At 65.1% G+C, this 22,178-nt stretch carries 14 protein-coding genes; 10 read left to right on the forward strand and 4 right to left on the reverse strand.

From position 1 onward, the window contains the following. The first annotated feature begins 11 nt into the window (after positions 1-11). The 5 genes from glgB (at position 12) to AC13EK_RS23410 (ending at position 7,584) form a co-directional block, all read left to right on the forward strand. Positions 12-2,186: a 1,4-alpha-glucan branching protein GlgB gene (glgB, locus tag AC13EK_RS23390; RefSeq protein ID WP_277788288.1), complete on the forward strand. Its 2,175-nt coding sequence runs from the start codon at positions 12-14 to the stop codon at positions 2,184-2,186. Positions 2,187-2,234: 48 nt separating this feature from the next. After that, the gene (gene glgC / locus AC13EK_RS23395; RefSeq protein ID WP_069336317.1) at positions 2,235-3,494 is read left to right on the forward strand and encodes a glucose-1-phosphate adenylyltransferase; all 1,260 of its coding nucleotides are present in this window, start codon (positions 2,235-2,237) and stop codon (positions 3,492-3,494) included. 8 nt (positions 3,495-3,502) lie between these two features. After that, on the forward strand, positions 3,503-4,954 hold the full coding sequence (glgA, locus tag AC13EK_RS23400) for a glycogen synthase GlgA (protein ID WP_069336318.1): 1,452 nt from the start codon (positions 3,503-3,505) through the stop codon (positions 4,952-4,954). After that, entirely contained in the window at positions 4,951-6,855 is a 1,905-nt protein-coding gene (gene glgX, locus AC13EK_RS23405; protein ID WP_069336319.1) for a glycogen debranching protein GlgX, read from the forward strand. Before glgA ends, glgX begins: the two co-directional genes overlap by 4 nt. Before the next feature lie 96 nt (positions 6,856-6,951). Next, entirely contained in the window at positions 6,952-7,584 is a 633-nt protein-coding gene (locus AC13EK_RS23410; protein WP_069336320.1) for a PaaI family thioesterase, read from the forward strand. 121 nt (positions 7,585-7,705) lie between these two features. Here the strand turns inward: AC13EK_RS23410 and AC13EK_RS23415 are convergent, their stop codons facing one another. Together AC13EK_RS23415 and AC13EK_RS23420 are read right to left on the reverse strand one after the other, a co-directional pair. After that, complete coding sequence (locus AC13EK_RS23415) at positions 7,706-8,770, reverse strand: Gfo/Idh/MocA family protein (protein WP_069336321.1); 1,065 nt, start codon at positions 8,768-8,770, stop codon at positions 7,706-7,708. A gap of 20 nt (positions 8,771-8,790) precedes the next feature. After that, positions 8,791-9,300 (reverse strand): VOC family protein, encoded by a 510-nt coding sequence (locus AC13EK_RS23420; RefSeq protein ID WP_069335535.1) that lies wholly within the window; start codon positions 9,298-9,300, stop codon positions 8,791-8,793. Between the two features lie 113 nt (positions 9,301-9,413). Between AC13EK_RS23420 and AC13EK_RS23425 the strand changes: the two genes are divergently transcribed. The 4 genes from AC13EK_RS23425 to AC13EK_RS23440 all read left to right on the forward strand — a co-directional run bounded on the left by AC13EK_RS23425 (position 9,414) and on the right by AC13EK_RS23440 (position 13,429). Continuing rightward, positions 9,414-10,439, forward strand: coding sequence for an oxidoreductase (locus AC13EK_RS23425; protein ID WP_081331564.1), 1,026 nt, complete (start codon positions 9,414-9,416; stop codon positions 10,437-10,439). 74 nt (positions 10,440-10,513) lie between these two features. Further along, a complete protein-coding gene (locus tag AC13EK_RS23430; protein ID WP_069335534.1) occupies positions 10,514-11,035 on the forward strand; it encodes a sigma-70 family RNA polymerase sigma factor in 522 nt (173 codons plus the stop codon). 3 nt (positions 11,036-11,038) lie between these two features. Beyond that, on the forward strand, positions 11,039-11,803 hold the full coding sequence (locus AC13EK_RS23435) for an anti-sigma factor family protein (RefSeq protein ID WP_004211880.1): 765 nt from the start codon (positions 11,039-11,041) through the stop codon (positions 11,801-11,803). Beyond that, positions 11,804-13,429 carry an FAD-dependent oxidoreductase gene (locus tag AC13EK_RS23440; protein ID WP_069335533.1) on the forward strand — a complete coding sequence of 542 codons (1,626 nt, stop codon included), beginning with the start codon at positions 11,804-11,806 and terminating at the stop codon, positions 13,427-13,429. 258 nt (positions 13,430-13,687) lie between these two features. On the opposite strand, the gene AC13EK_RS23445 is transcribed toward AC13EK_RS23440, so the two are convergent. Both AC13EK_RS23445 and AC13EK_RS23450 read right to left on the reverse strand, forming a co-directional pair. Next, entirely contained in the window at positions 13,688-16,783 is a 3,096-nt protein-coding gene (locus AC13EK_RS23445) for a DUF4982 domain-containing protein (protein WP_069335532.1), read from the reverse strand. A 144-nt stretch (positions 16,784-16,927) separates the two neighbouring features. Next, complete coding sequence (locus AC13EK_RS23450; protein ID WP_483022402.1) at positions 16,928-18,814, reverse strand: rhamnogalacturonan lyase; 1,887 nt, start codon at positions 18,812-18,814, stop codon at positions 16,928-16,930. A 227-nt stretch (positions 18,815-19,041) separates the two neighbouring features. Here AC13EK_RS23450 and AC13EK_RS23455 point away from each other — a divergent pair, with 227 nt between their 5' ends. Beyond that, the gene (locus AC13EK_RS23455; protein ID WP_483022403.1) at positions 19,042-22,128 is read left to right on the forward strand and encodes a TonB-dependent receptor; all 3,087 of its coding nucleotides are present in this window, start codon (positions 19,042-19,044) and stop codon (positions 22,126-22,128) included. Positions 22,129-22,178: the final 50 nt, after the last annotated feature.

Genomic DNA, 22,178 nt, shown 5'->3' on the forward strand with positions numbered 1-22,178 from the left:
GAGATAGGAGCGTGCTGACGCCGGAGCAGATCGACCGGCTGGTCGAAGGGCGCGATGCCGATCCCTTCGCGACGCTTGGCGTGCATCCGGCCGATCCTGACAGCGGCAAGACCGGCTTTACCGCCTGCGTGCTGCTGCCCGACGCCGTCAACGTCAGCGCGCAGACGCTGGATGGCAAGCCGGTCGGCGAACTGGCGCTGATCCACCCGGCCGGACTGTTCGAGGGCAAGGTCAAGATCCGCAAGCGCCAGCCGCTGCGCTATGAAGCGCAATATGCCGATGGCGGCAGCTATGCGACGATTGATCCCTATGGCTTTGGCCCGGTGCTGGGGCCGATGGACGATTATTATTTCGCCGAAGGATCGCACAAGCGGCTGTTCGAGAAGCTGGGCGCGCATCCGATGGAGCATGAGGGGGTTGCCGGCACCCATTTCGCGGTCTGGGCCCCCAATGCCCGGCGCGTGTCGGTGGTCGGCGACTTCAATCGCTGGGACGGGCGGCGCGCGGCGATGCGGCACCGGCAGGATGCGGGCGTGTGGGAAATCTTCCTGCCCGAAGTCGGCATCGGCCAGCCCTACAAGTTCGAGATTGTCGGGCCGGACGGCGTGGTGCTGCCGCTCAAGGCCGATCCCTTCGCCTTCCGCTCGGAACTGCGCCCGTCGACCGCGTCGATCGTCAACGGTCCACCGGCGCATATATGGGGCGATGCGGATCACCGCGACCATTGGCAGAAGGCCGATGCGCGACGCCAGCCCATCTCCATCTACGAAGTGCATGCCGGATCATGGCAGCGCGACGAGAATGGCGATTTCCTGCACTGGGATGCGCTGGCCGAGCGGCTGATCCCCTATGTCGTGGGCATGGGTTTCACCCATATCGAGTTCCTGCCGATCAGCGAATTTCCCTATGACCCAAGCTGGGGCTACCAGACGCTGGGCCTTTATGCGCCGACCGCGCGCTTTGGCGATCCGGCGGGCTTTGCCCGCTTCGTCGATGGTGCGCACCGGGCGGGGATCGGCGTCCTTCTCGATTGGGTGCCGGCGCATTTTCCGACCGACGAGCATGGCCTGGCCCGGTTCGACGGCACCGCGCTTTATGAACATGCCGATCCGCGCAAGGGCTTCCAGCCGGACTGGAACACGGCGATCTATAATTTCGGCCGGCGCGAAGTGGCGGAATATCTGACCAACAATGCGCTGTTCTGGGCCGAGCGCTATCATGTCGACGGGCTGCGGGTCGATGCGGTCGCGTCGATGCTCTACCTCGATTATTCGCGCAAGCCCGGCGAATGGATCCCCAACGACCATGGCGGGCGGGAGAATGTGGAGGCGGTCGCCTTCCTCCAGGGGATGAACAAGGCGCTTTACGCGGACTCGCCCGGCGTGATGACGATCGCCGAGGAATCAACCAGCTGGCCGCAGGTGTCGGCGCCGGTGCATCAGGGGGGCCTTGGCTTCGGTTTCAAATGGAATATGGGCTTCATGCACGACACGCTGCGCTATCTGGCGCGCGAGCCGGTGCATCGGCAGCATCATCATGACGACATCACCTTCGGCCTGCTCTACGCCTTCAGCGAGAATTTCGTGCTGGCGCTGAGCCATGACGAGGTGGTGCATGGCAAGTCGTCGCTGCTGCACAAGATGGCGGGCGACGACTGGCAGAAATTCGCGACGCTGCGGGCCTATTATGCCTTCATGTGGGGCTATCCCGGCAAGAAGCTGCTGTTCATGGGGCAGGAATTTGCCCAGCGCGCCGAGTGGAGCGAGCAGCGGGCGCTCGACTGGAACCTGGTCGATCATGCGCCCCATCAGGGCGTGCAAATGCTGGTCGGCGACCTCAACCGTCTCTATCGCTCGCGCCCGGCGTTGCATGCGCGCGATTGCGAGGCGGAAGGGTTTGAATGGGTGCTGGTCGATGGCGCGGCGGACAGCGTCTTTGCCTGGCAACGGCGGGCGCCGGGCCACAAGCCGATCGTCGTCATCAGCCATTTCACGCCGGTGCTGCGCCATGGCTATCGCATGCGGCTGCCCGTGGGCGGTCGCTGGCGCGAGATACTCAATAGCGATGCGTGTGAATATGGTGGCAGCGGAGCCGGCAATATGGGCGTGGTCGAGGCCGATGAGAGCGGATGGGCGAACATAACCATCCCGCCCTTCGGAACCTTGATGCTGGAACTGGACTATTGATACCGAGGAACGCGTGCAGGCGGTCGCGGGCATGAGAGAGGAGCCCTAATGCAACAACGCAATCAGCCGATCGCGCGCGACGCCATGGCCTATGTGCTGGCCGGCGGACGCGGCAGTCGCCTTGCCGAGCTGACCGACCGGCGGGCCAAGCCGGCGGTGCATTTCGGCGGCAAGGCGCGGATCATCGACTTTGCCCTGTCCAACGCGCTCAACAGCGGTATTCGCCGCATCGGCGTGGCGACCCAGTATAAGGCCCATTCGCTGATCCGGCATTTGCAGCGCGGCTGGAACTTCCTGCGACCCGAGCGCAACGAGAGCTTCGACATATTGCCCGCCAGCCAGCGTATCTCCGAAAGCCAATGGTATGAGGGCACGGCCGACGCCGTGTTCCAGAATATCGACATCATCGAAAGCTATGCGCCGGAATATATGGTCATCCTGGCCGGTGATCATGTCTACAAGATGGACTATGAGCTGATGCTGCAGCAGCATGTCGACAGTGGCGCGGATGTCACTGTTGGCTGTCTGGAGGTGCCGCGTCAGGAGGCGGTCGGCTTTGGTGTGATGCATGTCGACGAGGCGGACGTGATCACCGCCTTTGTCGAAAAGCCCAAGGATCCGCCCGCCATTCCCGGCCAGCCCGACATGGCGCTGGCATCGATGGGCATCTATGTGTTTCGCACCCGCTTCCTGATCGAGCAATTGTGGCGGGACGCCGACGACAAGAACAGCAAGCGCGATTTCGGCGGTGACATCATCCCCTATATCGTCAAGCACGGGAAGGCGGTGGCGCATCGCTTTTCCAGCAGCTGCGTGCGGGCGGAAAGCGAGCTGGTGCCCTATTGGCGCGATGTCGGCACGATCGACGCCTATTGGCAGGCCAATATCGACCTGACCGACGTCGTGCCCAGCCTGGACCTTTACGACCGCAGCTGGCCGCTCTGGACCTATTCGGAGGTCACGCCGCCGGCCAAGTTCGTGCATAACGAGGATGGCCGACGCGGATCGGCGACCAGTTCGCTGGTGGCGGGCGGCTGCATCGTATCGGGCTCCTCGCTGCATCGCAGCCTGCTCTTTTCCGAGGTGCGCACCCACAGCTTCTCGTCCATTACAGAGAGCGTCATCATGCCCAACTGCGTGATCGGGCGCGGCGCGCGGCTGCACAAATGCGTGGTGGATTCCGGGATCAGCATCCCGCCGGGCCTGATCATCGGCGAAGACCCGGCCTTTGACGCGCAGCATTTTCGCCGCACCGACAGCGGCATATGCCTGGTGACGCAGCCGATGATCGATCGGCTGGTGGCCTGAAACGAAGGATGATGATGAAGCTTCTGTCGGTTGCGTCCGAAATCTATCCGCTGATCAAGACCGGGGGGCTGGCCGATGTCGTCGGCGCGCTGCCCGGCGCGCTGGCCGGCCATGATGTCGAGACCCGGACCCTGGTGCCGGGCTATCCTTCGGTCCTGTCGAAGCTGGGCAAGGCCAAGGCGGTGCGTCGCTATGACAAGCTGTTCGGTGCCCCGGCGACGGTGCTGGCGGGGAAGGTCGGCGACCTCGACCTGCTGGTGCTGGATGCACCCGATTTCTATGCGCGCGAAGGCGGGCCCTATGGCGACCATGGCGGCAATGACTGGGGCGACAATTGGCGGCGCTTTGCCGCGCTGGCGCGGGTCGGGGCGGATATTGCGGCGGAGGGCGTGAAGGGCTGGGTGCCCGATATCGTCCATGTCCATGACTGGCAGGCGGCAATGACGGCGGCCTATATGCGCTTCGGCCCGGCCCATGCCGTGCCGCGCGTGGTCACCATCCATAACCTGGCCTTTCAGGGGCGGTTCGGGCCGGAGATATTTGCCCAGTTGGGCCTGCCGGTCGAGGCCTGGGGCATGGATGGCGTCGAATATTATGGCGGCACCGGCTTTTTGAAGGCGGGGCTGGTGTCGGCCGATGCGATCACCACGGTCAGCCCGACCTATGCCGAGGAAATCCGCTCGCCGGTCCATGGCATGGGGCTGGATGGCTTGATCAATGGACGCAGCGACAAGCTGCACGGCATTTTGAACGGCGTCGATACCGACATCTGGAACCCGGCCGAGGATGCACTGATCGCGCGGCGCTACAGTGCGCGCGCTCTGAGTGGGCGCAGCGCCAACCGGCGGGCGCTGGAAAAGCGCTTCGGCTTGCAGCGCGACGATGCGCCGATCTTCGTCATCATCAGCCGCCTGACCTGGCAGAAGGGCATGGACCTGATGATGGGGGCGATCGACCATCTGGTCGGGCTGGGCGCGAAACTGGCGGTGCTGGGATCGGGCGATCATGCGCTGGAGGGCGGCTTCCTGGCGGCAGCGGACCGGCATCGCGGCCGGGTGGGCGTGCAGATCGGCTATGACGAACCGCTGTCGCACCTGTTGCAGGCGGGCGGCGACGCGATCCTGATCCCGTCACGCTTCGAACCGTGCGGCCTGACCCAGCTTTATGGCCTGCGCTATGGCTGCGTGCCGGTGGTGGCGCGGGTCGGCGGTCTGGCCGACACGGTGATCGACGCCAATGAGGCGGCGGTGAGCGCGGGCGTGGCGACCGGCATCCTGTTCGCCGGCGACGATCCGCTGGCGCTGCACGGCGCGATTGCGCGGACGGTGCGATTGCATGGTGAGCCGGAAGCCTGGCAGGCGATGCAGCGCGCGGGGATGCGCGCCGATTTCAGCTGGACCCACAGCGCGGCGCGCTATGCGGCCCTTTATCGCAGCCTGCTGGGGCGCGAAGCGGCATGAGCGCGGACGGGTTCGGGCCGGTGATCGATGCCGGCGGAACCCGCTTTGCCGTCTGGGCGCCGGAGGCGACGCAACTCTGGCTCTGCCTGTTCGATGCCGACGACCGGGAAAGCCGCCTGCCGATGGCGCAGGGAGATGAGGGCGTCTGGCAGGTTCATGCGCCGGGCGTCGGCGCCGGTGCCCGCTATGGCCTGCGCGCCGACGGCCCATATGATCCCGATAGCGGCCTATGGTTCGATCCCGACAAGCTGCTGCTCGATCCTTATGCGCCGGCGATCGACCGGGCCTTCGTCCATGACCCGATGCTGGCCGCGCCGCGCGGGCAGGGGGAGGACACGGCGCCGCTGATGCCCAAAGGGGTGGTGGCGCCGCCGCTACCGGCCGTCGCGCCGGCGCCGCCGCGCTTCCAGCCGGGCGGGCTGATCTACGAATTGCAGGTGCGCAGCTTCTCGCTGTTGCATCCTGACGTGCCCGAAGCGCAGCGCGGCACGATCGCCGCGCTGGCCCATCCGGTGGTGATCGACCATCTGCAGAAGCTGGGCGTCGGCGCGGTCGAACTGATGCCGATCAACGCGTGGATCGATGAGCGGCATTTGCCGCCGCTCGGCCTGCGCAATGCCTGGGGTTATAATCCGGTCAGCTATTTCGCGCTCGATCCGCGACTGGCGCCCGGCCGCCTAACCGAACTGCGCGATACGGTGGCAGCGCTGCACGATGCGGGGATCGGCGTGATCATGGACATGGTCTATAATCATGACGGCGAAAGCGACAGGTTGGGGCCGACCTTGTCGCTGCGCGGCCTCAATGCCCGCGCCTATTTCCGGCATGAAGCGGACGGGCGACTGATCAACGATACCGGCACCGGCAACAGCGTGGATTGCAACCAGCCGATGGTGCGCCGGCTGATCCTGGAATCGCTGCGCCATTTCGTGGTGCAGGCGGGGATCGACGGCTTCCGTTTCGATCTGGCGCCGGCGCTGGGGCGGCTCGCGGACGGGTTCGATCCTGATGCGCCGCTGCTGGCGGAGATGCGCGCAGATCCGGTGCTGGGCGACCGCATTCTGATCGCCGAGCCATGGGATATCGGTCCGGGGGGCTATCAACTGGGCCGGTTCGGGCCGCCCTGGCTGGAATGGAATGACCGCTATCGCGACGATATGCGGCGTTTCTGGCGGGGAGACGCCGGCACGATTGGTGCCTTTGCCACGCGACTGGCGGGATCGTCGGATTTGTTCGATGGCATCACCCGCAGCGTCAATTTCCTCGCCGCCCATGACGGCTTCACTTTGGCCGACTGCACCGCCTATGCGGAGAAGCATAACCTGGCCAATGGCGAGGACAATCGCGACGGGCATGGCGAGAATTTCAGCTGGAACAATGGCGTGGAGGGGGCGAGCGACGATCCGGCGGTGAACGCGGCGCGGCTGCGCGACATCAAGGCGCTGCTTTCGACCCTCTTCTGCTCGCGCGGGACGATCATGCTGACGGCGGGTGACGAGTTCGGGCGCAGCCAGATGGGCAATAATAATGCCTATGCGCAGGATAATTGCATCAGCTGGATCGAATGGGACGCGCGCGACCGGGAGATCGAGGCCCATGCCTTTGCATTGGGTCAGTGGCGGCGGACCTGCGCCGAGCTAACCGACGTGGCGCTGCTGGGCGAGGACGATGTCGTCTGGCTGGACGAGGGCGGTCAGCCGCTAAGCGTCGCCCAATGGGAAGATCCCGCGCGGCGGCGGCTGGTGCTGCATTTCCGGGCGTCGGGCCTCAGCCTGTGCATCAATGGCGCGGAGGGTGATTTTCTTTTCGAGACGCCCGGCGGTCCCCTGATGGTGCCGGGGCGCAGCGTGATGCCGCAACGCCGTAGCGTTATCCCGGAAGGTGCGGCCGCGCCCGATTGATGCGCGGCGATCCAGTCGTCATCCTGCCCGCCGATCGGGGGCTTCCTTCACCCGCCAAAGCATGGCTAAGCAGGGGCAAAGGGAGCAGGACGACAGATGACGGAAGCAGGATCGGCGGCAGGACCGGGAGCGGACGCAGAACGGGATCTGCTGGGCGGGCGCTGGCTGACGGGCGATACGCCCTATGGTGCGATGATTGACCGGCTGCGCGATTTCCTGGATCATGTCGCCGCCGCCAAGCTGGACGACGCTACGGCGCAGGCGCTGGACGCGGACCTGGCCGCATGGACGCAGCGGCTGACGCCGATGGTGGCGGACGAGGCGCATCGCATGTTCGGCCGGGTGCGCGACGCGCCGGGCCATGGCCAGGTGTTTGCGCCGGCCTTCATCCCCGATCAGATGGGCGACGATTCGCTCCATGCCCGCGTTACCTTTGGCGCCTTCCACCTGGGCGCCAATTATGCCGCCCATGGCGGGGCGGTGGCTTTGCTGTTCGACGAGATATTGGGGCTGCCGGCGAATATGAGCGCCCAGCGCATGGCGCGCACCGCCTATCTGCACGTCAATTATCGGGCGATCACGCCGATCGACAAGGAATTGCAGGTCAGCGCCTGGGTGACGAAGGTCGAGGGGCGCAAGCGTTTCGTGCGCGGCGAACTGCGTGACGGCGATCTGCTGTGTGCCGACGCCGAAGGGCTGTTCATCGAATTGCTGCCGCATCAGCAATAAGGCGGGAACCATCACTGCCCTGGCCCGTTCTATTGCACGAGGCCGCCGCACTTCCCCCCGCTCGGGCGGTCTCGCAGATCGGGCCCGTCGACATCCCCCCGTCGACGGGCCTTCTCTCTTTTCAGGCCATATTGATGAGCGCGCCATCCTGCGCGGCGGACTGGCGGATGGCGTCGAGTAGCGCCATCGCCGCGACGCCATCATGGAAGGTCGGGACCGGGACGCCATCGGGCATCGGCCGCCCTTCGACGCCGGCGCGCAAGGCTTCGAACAGGCGGATGAAGGGGGCGAGTTCGAACAGCATCGCCGCCTTGCGTGGGTCGTCGGTTTCGATCGGCGGCAGGCCAAGGTCGGCATCGACCGGCAGGTCGCGCACGCCATCCCGGTCGGCGATCTTCACCACCCCCTTGTCGACCCAGAGCGTGCCATGGGTGCCGGCGACGCGGCTGATATTTTCGGATGGACCCCAGACGCCGGCGCTGTGTTGAAGTACGCCTTGAGCGCCATTCTTCATGCCGAAGCGGACGACATAGCTGTCCTCCGCCGCGTCGGCCGGGCGGTCCGACACGGTGGGCAGGGTGGCGCTGAGGCTGTCGACCTCGCCCAACCAGACGCGCAACTGGTCGACCAGATGCGAGCCATGGGCGCCGAGCCAGCCGCCGCCCGCGCCGGCATCGAACCACCAGCGCGGCATGCGGGCGGCAGGATCGGCGACGATCGGCAGGACGCTGGACAGGGTCACATAGCGCGGATCGCCGATCAGCCCGTTGGCGATGGCGCGGCCGATCATCGCGCGCTCGGGCGCCCAGCGGAACTCGTTGCCGATCAGGTGCGTGACGCCGGCCTGTTCTGCCGCCGCGAGCATCGCGCGGGCCTCGGCCAGGTCGGCGGCCATCGGCTTTTCGCAGAGGATGTGGCAGCCCCGCTCGATCGCGGTCAGGGCGAGCGGGGCATGGGTGGCGGGGGGCGTGGCGATCGTCACCGCGACCGCGCCGGTGCGCTCGATCGCTTCGCCCAGATCGGTGAAGATGTCAGCGATGGTGACAGCATCGGCGCGGCGGCGGGTGCGGTCGGGATCCGTGCCGACGAGGCCTGCCACCTCGAACCCGGCAGCGCGCAGTGCGGGGACATGGATGCGGCAGCCAAAGCCGGTGCCGACGACGATCGCGCGGGGGGCAGGGGGCATGGTTGGTCCTTTCGGGCGGGTCAGGTGGCGGGGACGGCGGCGAAGAAGTCGATCCCGGCCTGGGTGGGGAAAATATATTCGAGATAATGGCCAAGCTCCGGCGCATCGACGAAGCAGCTGTCCATGAAGCCCTGATTATGGCTGACATGGGGGACGGGCAGGCCGTCGGCTTGCGCGCGGGCGAGCAGGGCCTGCCACTGCGCGGCGTCGTGGATCAGATAGCCCAGATGATGATGGCGCAGCTGGAAAGCATCGCCGGGTGCCAGGCGGTCCATGTAGATGTCCGATCCCGGCCCGGAGGCGGTCAGCAATTCATACATGACCGGGCCGACCCAGGCCAGTTCGACGCGGATCTGGCCGCCGGCCGCCAGCGGCCCTTCGAGCCGGCGAAAGGCGCCTATGCCATAGCGATCGGCCAGGATCGCCTGCGCCTGGTCGATATCGTTGGTCGCATAGGCGATCTGGAAATGGTCGGCGCGCAGCACACCCGATGCCGGGTCGACAAGCGGCGATGGTCGGCGCAACAACATGGGCGCTATCCTCTCGGCATGATCCCGTTCGCGGGATTCGGCATGAAGATAGTATATGCTATCTTTATGGGGCAAGGCGCGTGCGCCCTGATCCGCCCCGGCGATATGGGACGATGATGATGCAGGAAATCGGCGTGGGCCTGATCGGCTATGGCCTGGGCGGGCGGGCGTTCCACGCGCCCTATGTGGTGGCGACGCCGGGCATGGTGCTGCGCGCCGTCGTCTCGCGCGATCCGGCCAAGGTCCATGCCGGCCTGCCGGGCATGCAGGTGGTGCCCGATGTCGATGCGCTGCTGGCGCTGCCGGGGATCGATCTGGTGATCGTGTGCAGCCCGGATGAGCTGCATGCCGACCATGCGATCGCCGCGCTGCGGGCGGGCAAGCATGTGCTGGTGGACAAGCCCTTTGCCACCACGCTGGCTGATGCGCGCCGGGTCGCGGCCGAGGCGGAAGGCGCGGGCCGCTTGCTGACGATCTTCCAGAACCGGCGCTGGGACGCCGATTTCCGCACCCTGCGCCGGTTGATTGCCGAGGGACGGCTGGGCGAGATCATCCAGTTCGAAAGCCATTTCGACCGCTGGCGGCCGACCCCGGCCACGACCTGGAAGGATGTGCGGGCGGCAGGCATCTGGCAGGATCTGGGGCCGCATCTGATCGACCAGGCGCTGTGCCTGTTCGGCAAGCCCGAAGGGGTGAGCGCGGACATTGCGGCGCTGCGCGAGGGGGCAGCGTCGCCCGACTATTTCCATGTGACGCTGCGCTATCCGCGCCATCGCGTGCTGCTGCATGCGACCAAGCAGGCGGCGGCGCATGGGTTGCGCTTCGTCGTGCATGGCACGGGCGGCAGCTGGATCAAGCATGGGACCGACGGGCAGGAAGCGGCGACAGTCGCGGGGCAGCGGCCCGAGGGGGCGGACTGGGGCGTCGATCCGCAGCCGGGCCATCTGACCGATGCGACGGGTGATAGCCATGTGATTATGAATGAACGTGGCGATTACCGGCTGTTCTGGCAGGCGCTGGCCGATGCGATCCGGGGTGAGGGCGCCAATCCGGTGCCGGCGGACGAAGCGATCGCGGTGATGGAAATATTGGAAGCAGGCCTGCGCAGCAGCGCGGAAAGGCGCGAAATCCAGCCCTGACGGGTTGAAGATACATAATTCAGAAATATTTGGGCGAAGGGGGATTAAAGCGATCACTGAGGCGTAAGTGACGTATGAAACCCACGCCGCCCAAGGTTGTCGACCTGTTGCCCGCGCTGATGCGCTACGCCCGTCGACTGACCGGCAATGAAAGCGATGCCGAAGACCTGGTCCAGGATGCGCTGGTGCGCGCCTATGCCAATGCCGACAGCTATCAGCGCGGCCGGCCACTGCGCGTCTGGCTGTTTTCCATTCTGCACAATGTCTTCATCAGCGGCGCGCGACGGGCGGCCGTGCGCGAACGGTTCCGCGCCGACGCCGTGGCGCAGGCCGAGCCGGTGGCGGCGCCGGCGCAGGAGCAGATGGTGCGGCTGCACCAGATTGAGGCGGCGCTGAGCGCTTTGCCGGAGGAGCAGCAGACCGTGCTGCATCTCGTCGCGGTCGAGGGGCTTTCCTATCAGGATGCGGCCGACGCGATCGGCATTCCCATCGGCACGCTGATTTCGCGCCTGTCCCGCGCCCGCGCGAAGCTGCGTGCGCTGGAGGAGGGGGCGCCAGCCGTGCGCCCCGGCCATCTGCGCATCGTGAGGGATTGAGCCATGGCGGAACTCACCATCACCGAATGCGAACTGCATGCCTATGTCGACGACCAGCTCGACGCCATGGGGCGGCTGGAAGTGGCCGATTATCTGGTGCGCAATCCCGATGTCGCCGCGCGTGTGCTGGCCGATCTGTCGGTGCGCGACGCGATGCGGGCGCTGGCGGAGCGCGACGAGCAGCCGGTGCCGCAACGCCTGCACGACAGCGCCCGCAAGGTGGAGGGCGCGCTGCACCGCAGTCGCCTGTTTCGCCGGTTGAGCGGCGGGCTGGCGATGGCGGCGGGCATCGTCGCCGCGGTGGCGCTGGGCGTGGGCAAGCTGAACATGGGTGTGGCGCCGACGGCGCAGGCGATGCCGGTGTTCATCGAGGAGGCCTTGATGTCGCACAAGACCGCGCTGGTGCGGTCGCACATGAAGTCGCAGCCCGAAATCCCGCATTTCGACCCGGCCGATGTCCGGTCGGCCACCCATATCAACGTGCCGGTGCTGCCGGCGGGCTGGCGGGTGCTGGATGTGCAGCTGTTCCCGTCCGACTATGGGCCGAGCCTGCAACTGGTGATCGATGCGGGCGAAAAGGCGCCGGTGTCGCTGTTCGCGGCGCGGGCTGTCACCGGCCTGCCGGAAACGCCGCGCACCCAGGTCGTCGACGGCGAGACCATCGCCTACTGGGCCCGCAAGGGCACCGTCTATGTGCTGACCGGCGTGGAGTCCCAGGATTTCCTGCAGAAGCACGCGGCCGATCTGGCCAATAATCAGGACGCATGAATGAGCATTGATCTCTCGCAACAGACCGGCGCGCTGCGCCGGCGGGCAGATGTCTGCGTCATCGGCGCGGGCGCGGCCGGCATCACCACCGCGCGCCGGCTGCTGGCGGCCGGGCATCAGGTGCTGCTGCTGGAAAGCGGCGGGCTGGACTATGAGCGGGAAACCGCCGACCTCAACGCCGGCAAGAATGTCGGCCAGGCCTATTATGATCTGGACGATGCGCGGCTGCGCTTCTTTGGCGGCACGACCGCGATCTGGGGAGGGCGCTGTGCTACGTTGGACCCGATCGACCTGCAACGCCGCGACTGGGTGGCGGGATCAGGCTGGCCACTGTCCTGGGACGAATTGCAGGATTATTATGGCCAGGCGCGCGGCATATTCGAGATTGGCGACGAGCCGGCGAGCGCGGAGGCGCTGAGCGCCCATGGCGTACCGCTGCCGGGGTTCGACCGGTCGGAACTGCACATGCCGGTGTGGAATTTCGATCCGCGTTTCAACCGCTTCACCTTCGACGCGTGCCAGGATCTGCGCGATCATCCGCGTTGCGAGATCATCACCCATGCCAGCGTCACGCGGATCGTTACGAAGGATGGCGCGATCAGCCGGATCGAGGCGAAGGCGCTGGCCGGCGCGCATCTGCATGTCGAGGCGCGCGCCTTCGTGCTGGCGGCGGGCGGGATCGAAAATGCCCGGCTGCTGCTGGCATCGAACATCGGCAATGAGCGTGACCAGGTCGGCCGCAATTTCATGGAACATCCCCATGCGCGCGGCGGGCGGATCGTCGATGCCAAGGCCTGGCCGCTGCTCAAGGCGTTCGGCCGGCGGCACCGGATCGGCGGGCATGACATGGCGGCGCTCATCACGCCGTCTGCCGATCTGCAACGGCGCGAGGGGCTGCTCAACAGCTCGCTCACCATCGTCGGGCGGCAACCGGCGCGGGCGTCGCAATTCTGGGGCATGCGCGCCTATGGCTCGCTCAAGCATGACATGTCGCCGACGCGCAGTGGCCGGCGGATGTGGATGATGACGAAGAAGGCGGCGACCTGGGCCCAGCGCCATGTCGATCCGCTGCGTCCCTGGCTGCTGCACAAGGCGGGCAAGCTGGAGATCGCGCTGCTGGTGCGGGCCGAACAGGCGCCCAATCCCGATAGCCGGGTGCTGCTGACGAAGGAGCGCGACGCGCTGGGCGTGCCGCGCGTGGCGCTGGACTGGCGGCTGTCGGCGATCGACAAGCATAGCGTGACGGGACTGGTCGATGGCCTGGGCCGCGAACTCGAACGGCTGGGCATGGGCCGGGTCGAGCGGGCCGACTGGCTGGACGAGCCGGGCGAGTTGTGGCGCAACGATCCGCTCATCTCGTCCCACGCGATCGGCGGCTATCATCATATGGGCACGACCCGCATGGCGACCGATCCGCGCCAGGGCGTGGTGGATGCCGACGGGCGGGTGCATGGCCAGGCCAATCTCTATGTCGTGGGCTCTTCGACCTTCCCGACGTCGAGCTGGGCCAATCCGACGCTGACCATCGCCGCGCTGGCGCTGCGCACGGCGGATCGGCTGTCGGTGGCGCTCAACCGGCCGGTGGCGCAGCCGGTGCGGGTGCCGGGACTGGCAAAGGCGTCGTAGCGCTTGTCCTCTCCCGTTCACGGGAGAGGGAGGGCCTCGTGCCAAAGGCGTGGGAGGGTGAGGGCCTTCTGAAACAAGCTACCCTCATCCAACTTCGCCTAGCCGGCTTTGCCGGCAAGGCTGCGTATCCTTCTCCCGCCAGCGGGAGAAGGAATGATCGCTTCTGGCAAGGCAGGCGATCAGGGAAACGGCCGGCGCGTTTTCTCGTTTCTCGACAGTTCGAAACGAACGGATGTGGGAGCGTGCGGGCTGGGGGCGTCAGTCGACCGGGCCGTGGAATTCGGCTTCGACGATGCCGAGGTGCCAGCCGGGAGGGACGGCGTCGGCGCCGGTGTCGCCGGCCTGGCGGGCGCTGGCGAGTTCCACCACCTTGCCGAAGGCGTCCTTGTCCTGCACCGGGCCGGTCTGGCGGATGCGCAGTGTCTGGCCGGTCGTGGCGGGGAAGCGGAGCGTGGTGTAGCCGAGCTGCCGTTCGGTCTCGCCGCGCCAGACGCTCTTGCCGTCGATCGTCAGTTCGAGTGGATAGGATCGCGAGCGCCAGCCGACCAGCTTCAGGTCGATTTCGCTTAAGCGCACCGGCGTGGCGAAGCGATATTCGATCCAGCCATTGTCCGGCTTGCCGTCGCTCGCCCAGCGGGTGAGTTCATTGTCGTCGACGGTGGCACCGGCATCGGCCTGTCCTGACCCGGCGCGGATATCCTGCGCGACGAAAGTCGTGCGGTGCGGCGTGAAGCTGGGGGTGGCGGGCGTCGGGCCGCGCACTAGGCCGCCGGGCTGGAAGGCGTCGGCGAAGTCGGTCGACAGACCGCCCTTGGTGGCGGCGGGCAGCTTGGTCTGGATCGACAGGCTGGCGGCTTTGAGGCCCGGCGCGGTAGCGGTGAGCGATACGGTGCCCGCCTTGGTGCCTGCGCGGATCAGGACGCGGTTGACGCCGCCTTCCAGCGGCAGGTCGGGCGAGAGGATATAATTATCCTCCTCACGCGCAGTGCCGGCATAGGAGGTGGTGCCGTCCGCGCCATGCGGCTTGGTCACCACCGCTTCGCCCTCGGTCTGGCCGGCGCGGACCTTGCCCTGGCTGTCGCCCTGGGCAATGCCGCCGCGCCAGAGTGCTGGCCCCTGGAAGTCGAAATGGACCTTGCTGGCGTCGACCGGCACGCGGCGGCCCTGCGCATCGACCGCCTCGACATCGACCAGCGCGATGTCGGCGCCGTCCATGACGAAGCCGCGCGGCGAGACATGGGGGGTGAGTTTGAGCGCGACCGCCGGGCCGGTGGTGGCGAGGCTATATTCCGACGTCTTGCCATCGGCGTGGGTGGCGACGGCGCGCAGCGTGCCGGGCGCGAAGGCGATAGCCTTCCAGCTGAAGAGGAAACTATCGCTGCGCTGGCCCTTGCCGAGCGAGCGGCCGTTGAGGAACAGTTCGACGCTATCTCCATTGGACACGACGCTCATGTCCTTGACCGTGCCGGGCGCATAGTTCCAGTGGCCGATGATGTGGGTGGCGGGCGTGACGCTGTCGACCCAGTCGTTCCACATCACCTGATGCGCGAAAAAGCCCTGCTTGGGGATACGCACGGCGTCGACCTCGCCCGAGCGGCGATAATTATTGTCGCCGCGATAATGGGTGTTGCTGTCCGACCAGATGATGTTGACGCCGCCCGAACTGACGCGGGTGCCGGTGCCCGGCCGCATGACATAATAGTCGTTCCAGCGCTTCACATCCTCGATGGCATGGCTGTCCTGGTTGCGATTATAGGCGGGCGCATCCTTGTGGAAGGGCGGGGTGAAATTGTCCTGATAGGCGCGGGCGGCTTCGTCGCGGCTATATTCCATCGACCACATCGGATGCTTCGCGCTCTTGTTGATATACATCATCTCGCCGCCATATTCGGCGACTTTGCTGTCCAGCATTTCGCGCGATCCGATGGCGCGGCCGCCATGGGGATCGTATTGATCGCGGATCGCCTTCATCTCCGCCATATGCGCTTCGCTGATATTCTCGTTCCCGCTTTCGTAGAAGAGGATCGAGGGATTGTTGCGATTATAGATGATCGCGTCGCGCATCACCTCCTTGCGCTGGTCCCAGCGGCGGCCGGTGACGTCGCTTTCGGCGTCGCCCGCCGGCATCGCCTGCATCAGGCCGACGCGGTCGGCGGATTCGATGTCCTGCTTGGACGGGGTGACGTGCATCCAGCGGACCAGATTGCCGCCGCTCTCCACCATCAGCGCGTTGGAAAAGTCGCTGATCCAGGGCGGGATGGAGGTGCCGACGGCGGGCCATTCATTGGAGGTGCGCTGGGCATAGCCATGGACCATGATGGTGCGGCCGTTGAGGTCGATCTTGCCATCGCCGAAGCGGGTCTGGCGGAAGCCGGTCCTGGTGTCGACGCTGTCGATCACCTTGCCCTTGTCCATCAGGCTGGTCGTGACGGTGTAGAGATAGCCATAGCCCCAGCTCCAATAATGGAGGCCGGCGACCGGTGCGGCGGCGGCGAGGGTAGCGCTCTGGCCGGGCGCAATCGAGGCGGCGGCGCTGTCGAAGCGGGCAATGCGGCGGCCGGCGGGATCGCGCACTTCGACGCGGAGCGACAAGGCGCGGGCGGCGGCGCTGTCGTTGCGGACCTGGCTTTCGGCATGGATGGTCGCGCGGCGGCCGGCGATGTCGAAACCGTCGGCCCAGACATATTGGCCGGTGGTGCCGAGCGTCGAATAGAGCGGCAGCGTCTGATAGACTGGCCCGGTCAGGTGGAGCCGGACATTCTTGGTAATGCCGCCATAATTGACGTTGAAATTGTCGTTGTTCCACTGGAAGCCGCTGCCGGTGGCGCGTTCCTTATATTTCCAGTCATTGTCGACGCGCACGGCGATGACATTGTCGCCGGGTTTGAGCGCAGCCGTAATATCGGCGCCAAAGGCCATCACGCCATGTTCGGATAGGGCAACCGAGCGGCCATTGACCCAGATTTCGGCGGCCTGGCGCACGCCTTCAAATTCCAGGAAGGCCCTGCGGCGTGTCGCATCGGCGGGGAGGCTGATATGCTTGCGATACCAGATGATGCCGGTGGACAGCGCCTTGATATCGCGGGCGAAGGCCTGCGTCTCGTTGAAGGCGTTGGGCAGGGTGACGCTTTGCCAGCCCTTGTCGTCAAAGCCGGGCTGCTGCGCACCGGCCTGATCGCCGGTGGTCATCAGCCAGCCGGGATTGAGATTATAGGTCTGGCGCGGCGAAGCGGTGACGGTGGAGGCGTCATGGGCGGCGGCGGGGAGAGCGGGAAGGAGCGGCGCCAGCGCCAGCAGGGCCAGGCCACCCCGCAACTGACGCACCCGCGCGCCGACAGCCGATTTCCGCTTCATGCCCTTGCCCTCTCCAATATTGGTCAGGCCACTTTGGGCGATGGCGGGCGATGGGTCAATAGATATCCCTAAAAATGGATATGTGATCCACATATTGATCCGTCAGATGGGTGGCGCACGGGGCGCGACCCACCCGATCAAGGGTCAGCGTTCGCCCTGCTTGCCGGCGCCCAGGTAGAAGCTGGTGTGCGGCGGCTGGTTATAGGCGGTGTTCTGCCAGGCGACGCCGAGGCGATAGACCGGATCCTGCATCAGCGTGACGAAGCGGTGCGTGGTCGGATAGGGGGTGGTGTAGATGCGCAGTTCGCGATTGTCGGCGCTGCGCCACACCACTTCCTCGCGCCAGTCGCCGATCAGGTCGGCCTGCAGCGCCGGTGTCGCCTTGGTGCCATTGTTGGACGACAGGCCTTCGGGCGAGAGCAGGGGGATTTCTCTGCCATTTTCCCAGTCCCATTTGGAAATGGTCGTCTTGTCGAGCAGTTCGCGCAGCAGGTCGCCATCCCACCAGATGGCGAAGTTCATCTGGCGCGGGCGCGGGCCGATCGGCTTGCCGGCGACGTCGAACAGTTCGGCCGAACTGGAGTTCCAGAACTCGGCGCCCCAGTGGCGCGGATCGATATCGGCGGCGACGCCGCGGCCGGTATCCTTTTCGGCCGGGGTGGACCAGAGCATCTCGCCGGTGCGCGCGTCGAGCAGGGCGGAGCCGATCATGCCATTCTGGCGCTGATCCTCGAACACGCCGAATTTTTCCAGGCCGGGGCGGGCGGGGTCGAGATCGCTGACATGCATGGTGTCGCCGTGGAAGAGTGGCTGGGTCCACAGCCCCTTGCCATCGTCATCGACCGCCATCGATCCGTAGATCACCTCGTCGCGGCCGTCGCCATCGACATCGGCGATCGAAAGCTGGTGATTGCCGCGCCCGGCATAGTCGCCCTTGCCTGGCTGGCTGCTGTCGAACAGCCAGCGCTGGGTCAGCTTGCCGTCGCGCCAGTCCCAGGCGGCGATCGCGGTGCGGGCATAATAGCCGCGGCCAAAGACCATGGAGGGCAGATGTCCGTCGAGATAGGCGACTCCGGCCAGGAACCGGTCGGATCGGTTGGCATAGCCATCGCCCCAGCTTTCGGTCAGTTGCTGCGTCGTGGGATTGCCGCCGGGATAGCGCGGCGGATCATAGGGGGCGGTGGCCAGCGCCTTGCCGGTGAGGCCGTCGAAGACGGTCAGATATTCCGGCCCCTTGACGATGCGGCCCTGCATCGGCGCGACCTTGGTGCCATCGGGCAGTATCTTGGCGCCGGTGCGGTCGCGCTGGGGCACTTCGCCATCATGGCCGCGCCAGTCGGCCTTCGCGTCGCCGATCACCGTGCCGATGCCATCGACCGTGCCGTCGGCGGTCTTCATCGCCACTTCGGCGCGACCGTCGCCGTCGAAGTCGAAGGCCAGGAACTGGGTATAATGGGCGCCGGCGCGGATGTTGCGGCCAAGGTCGATGCGCCACAGGCGCGTGCCGTCGAGCCGATAGGCGTCGAGCAGGACCGGCCCGCTATAGCCGGCCTGGCTGTTGTCATGGCTGTTGGTTGGATCCCATTTCAGGATGATCTCGTAACGGCCGTCGCCGTCCAGATCGGCCGCGCTGGCATCGTTGGCGGTGTAGCTGAACGACTCGCCGGCCGGGGTGACGCCGTCGGCGGGGGGCGTGAGGGGGATGGAGAGATAGGATTTGTCCCACATCATGGCGGGAGAGGGGGCGCGTTTGTCGCCGATCGGCTGCACCGCATAGCGGCTGGTCGTGCTGCCCTTCTTGTCGACGAAGGCGGTGGCTTCGCCGACGCGGCTGTCATGGATCGGCTTGCCGTCGCGCAACAGGCGGAAACGGATGGTGGCGGGATCATCGGCCAGTAGACGCCATGTAATAAGCATGCCGCCATCATGTGCTGGTAGCGCTACCGTGCCGCGATCAAGTCGTTCGGCTGCTATTCGGGCGGTGGGGCCAGTTGCCAATGCCATGGTCGAAGTCGCCAGCCCGAGCGTCATGGTAAAGGCCCGAATAGTGGTGCGCATTTGCATCAATCTCCCCTCCGGATCACTACTGATCCAAATATTAGAATTGCATCCCACATATAGGTTCAGTAACTCTCCGTCTAGAAACTGATTCGACGACCGTGGGGAAACGGAGTCGGTCATGGGGTGTTCTGGGAGAGAGGGGATCGGCTATGCGCGAGCATACCACTGAAAGTGCACGCAATTTTTCAAACATCGCAATGGTTCGCCGGACGCTGAAGGGCGCTTCCGCCCTCGCCATGGCCGGCGTCATGCTGGTGTCGGCTTCGGCCATTGCTCAGACAAATGACGAAGGCGAAAAGAAGGAAGGTGCCGTTTCGGCTGCCGATATCGTCGTCGTCGGCACTCGCGCCTCGCTGCAATCGGCGATCAACCGCAAGAAGGAAGCGAACACCGTCGTCGACTCGATCGTCGCCGATGATATCGCCAGCTTCCCGGACAAGAATATCGGTGACTCGCTCGCCCGCATCACCGGCGTCCAGCTGAGCCGCGAATTTGGCGAGGGCAACCAGATTTCGATCCGTGGCGTCGAGCCCGACCTCAACCGCGTCGAGATCAACGGTGTCAGCCAGGTCAGCGCGCTCGGTTCGCGCGCCGGCGACTTCCGCGAAATCGCGGCCGAACTGGTCAAGTCGATCGACGTCTATAAAGGCTATGCTGTCGATCTGACCGAAGGCGGCATTGGCGGCACGGTGCGCGTCGAAACGCGCAAACCGCTGGAACTGAAGGATCCACTGATCTCGATGGTCGCGTCGGGCCAGCATCTGGATCTTACGGAAAGCTGGAAGCCGCGCCTGACCTTCTTTGCCGGTGCGCCCAAATTCCTGATCGATGGCTTGGGCATCCTGGTCAACGCCACCTATAGCGACGTTGACACACGCCAGGATTATATCAGCAACACCAATTGGCAGCGGCTGGCCGATTTCGATCATTCGACCGAGAAGACGGTCGCTAACCCGCTCTACAGCAACTATAATACATATGAGAGCTGCGCTGGCGTCGGTGGTGCGACCACTGGGGCCGCTACCGCCAACCGGCTGGCGTGCGAAACCCAGTTCTTCGACTGGGCGCCGACCGTGCCGCGCTATCGCCAACTGGTGCGTAATGACAAGCGCATCTCGGCCGATGTCACATTGCAATATCAGGTGGCGCCCAATTTCCGCGCCTATGTCAACGGCCAGGTCAATCTGCGCAACCAGAAGCTGCAGGACACCAACTATTCGGTCGATTTGGGCCGCATCGAGCGCTTCAATCTCGATCCGCAACTGGCAGCCGGCGCGGGCGGTGGCACGTCGCGTCGCCGGGTCCAACTGGGCACTTCGACGGTCAACGGGAACCATGTCGTCACCGGCCTCACCACCGCGCTTGACGCCGTCAACATCGGTACCGCAACCAACCCCAACTGGAATGGCGCGGCGAACATCATCGGCGTGCAGCGCCGTGACTTCGATTATGATCAGGACAGCAAATATTTCTCGGGTGGCTTCACCTGGGAGCCCAATAGCCGGTTGAAGATCGACGTGATGGGATCGCATGCGACCGCTCATACCGATCAGCAGACCAACCTCATTTCGCTGGGCACCAGCGTGTCGGGCATCACCATCGACCGCAACAATGACCAGGGGCTGCCGGTCTTCAGCTTCCCGTCCAATTTCGACCCGGCCGATCCGGCGGTCTATGCCGACTTCACCCGCACCGGCGCCAATGGCCAAGTGCTGCCGGTCTATGGCCCCGGCCTGCAATATCGTCCGGGTGAGTTCAACAATACCGAAGATCAGTTCAAGATCGACGTCGATTGGGAAATCGATCACCCGATCGTCAGCAAGATCGAATTTGGTGCACAGGGGCGCAAACAAAAATTCCTGAACTATCAGGGTGGTGGTTCGGTCCTGCTCGATCCCACGAGCATGACCTATCAGTCGTCAGCCAACGTGTCCTACACCACGAATATCGTCGCCAATCCGACCCAGACGCGCAACGGCAATACCTGGTATATGACGCCCGCCCAATATACCGCGCTGATCGGCGCGATTGGCGGCACCACGGGTGGCGCGCCGCTCTTTTCCGGCCTGAAGGGCGCGCCGGCTGGCCTGCCCACGGGGCTCGCCTTCCCCAATTTCGATGCCGAGGAACTGGGGAAATTCTACGATCTGTCGGGCTTCGATCATGATCTGGTCCGCTTCGCCGATGGTTTCCCGCAGGTGCCCAGCGCCAAGATCGACGAAACCGTGCTGGCGGGTTATGTCATGGCGGATATCGATACCCAGATTTTCGGCATGCGCCTGACCGGCAATGCCGGCGTGCGCTGGATGCATACCAAGGATGAAGGGACCGGCACCAATGTCAGCCGCGTGACCCGCTTCACCCCGACCGGCGGCACGGAAACCGTCGTTCTGGCGGCGCAATCGGTGACGATCAGCAACAGTTACACGGACATCATGCCGGCCTTCAACGCCAATCTGGAACTGGCGCGCGACTTGTTCCTGCGGGCGAACTGGGCCAAGAATCTGGCCCGCCCGCGTCCCACCGACCTGGTGCCGAACATCAATTGCTTGGATGACATCACCATCACGGGCACGGACGATACCTGCACAGCGGGTAATCCGGCGCTCAAGCCCTATCGTGCCGACCAGTGGGAAGTGAACCTGGCCTGGTATCCCAACGCCGACACGATGCTGAGCCTGGGCTATTGGAAGAAATATGAATCCAGCTTCGTCATTCCCAATGTGACCCGCAGCGGCGTGGATCTGTTCAACGACGGCTCCAGCTATACGGTGCGCCAGCCGGTCAATGGCTTTGGTGCGCTGCTCGACGGCATCGAGGCGAATGCGCAGACTGCCTTCACCTTCCTGCCCAAGCCGTTCGACGGTTTCGGGGCTAGCGCGAATTTCAGCTATTCGCGGGCGTTGCGGACCAACCTCACCAACAGTGCGACCGGGGCGGAACTCAAAGAATATCCCGGCATGTCGAAATATACTTATAATGCCAGCTTCTTCTACGACAAGGATTGGCTCAATTTCCGCCTGAGCTACAATTATCGCTCCAAGTGGATGCAGACGGTGATTGATGCCAATAACGGCAATAACCCGCTCTATCGCAGGGGTGAAGGCTATCTGGACGGCAAGATCACGCTGCGCTTCCCGCAATATCATTTCAGTGTCTTCCTGGAAGCGCAGAACCTGACCAAGGAATCCACCAAAGGTCACGTCCGTCAATGTGGTGTAATTTCGGTGCTGGCCATCGGGCTGCATTTTCAGGCGGCCTTGGGTGTAATCTGTAGCGGCTGAACCTCCTCGGTTATGGGTGTGGCAAGGGCGGCCATGCCCTCGATCTGCAT

This window comes from Sphingobium sp. L-44 (genome assembly GCF_056859495.1).

What these genes read in the sequence shown, in the direction of transcription:
- AC13EK_RS23420 (WP_069335535.1), bottom strand. Translation starts at nt 9,300, where the DNA reads ATGTTGTTGCGCCGACCATCGCCGCTTGTCGACCCGGCATCGGGTGTG.
- glgA (WP_069336318.1), top strand. Translation starts at nt 3,503, where the DNA reads ATGATGATGAAGCTTCTGTCGGTTGCGTCCGAAATCTATCCGCTGATC.
- AC13EK_RS23440 (WP_069335533.1), top strand. Translation starts at nt 11,804, where the DNA reads ATGAGCATTGATCTCTCGCAACAGACCGGCGCGCTGCGCCGGCGGGCA.
- AC13EK_RS23455 (WP_483022403.1), top strand. Translation starts at nt 19,042, where the DNA reads ATGGTTCGCCGGACGCTGAAGGGCGCTTCCGCCCTCGCCATGGCCGGC.
- AC13EK_RS23430 (WP_069335534.1), top strand. Translation starts at nt 10,514, where the DNA reads ATGAAACCCACGCCGCCCAAGGTTGTCGACCTGTTGCCCGCGCTGATG.
- AC13EK_RS23410 (WP_069336320.1), top strand. Translation starts at nt 6,952, where the DNA reads ATGACGGAAGCAGGATCGGCGGCAGGACCGGGAGCGGACGCAGAACGG.
- glgX (WP_069336319.1), top strand. Translation starts at nt 4,951, where the DNA reads ATGAGCGCGGACGGGTTCGGGCCGGTGATCGATGCCGGCGGAACCCGC.
- AC13EK_RS23435 (WP_004211880.1), top strand. Translation starts at nt 11,039, where the DNA reads ATGGCGGAACTCACCATCACCGAATGCGAACTGCATGCCTATGTCGAC.
- AC13EK_RS23425 (WP_081331564.1), top strand. Translation starts at nt 9,414, where the DNA reads ATGATGATGCAGGAAATCGGCGTGGGCCTGATCGGCTATGGCCTGGGC.
- AC13EK_RS23445 (WP_069335532.1), bottom strand. Translation starts at nt 16,783, where the DNA reads ATGAAGCGGAAATCGGCTGTCGGCGCGCGGGTGCGTCAGTTGCGGGGT.
- glgC (WP_069336317.1), top strand. Translation starts at nt 2,235, where the DNA reads ATGCAACAACGCAATCAGCCGATCGCGCGCGACGCCATGGCCTATGTG.
- AC13EK_RS23415 (WP_069336321.1), bottom strand. Translation starts at nt 8,770, where the DNA reads ATGCCCCCTGCCCCCCGCGCGATCGTCGTCGGCACCGGCTTTGGCTGC.
- AC13EK_RS23450 (WP_483022402.1), bottom strand. Translation starts at nt 18,814, where the DNA reads ATGACGCTCGGGCTGGCGACTTCGACCATGGCATTGGCAACTGGCCCC.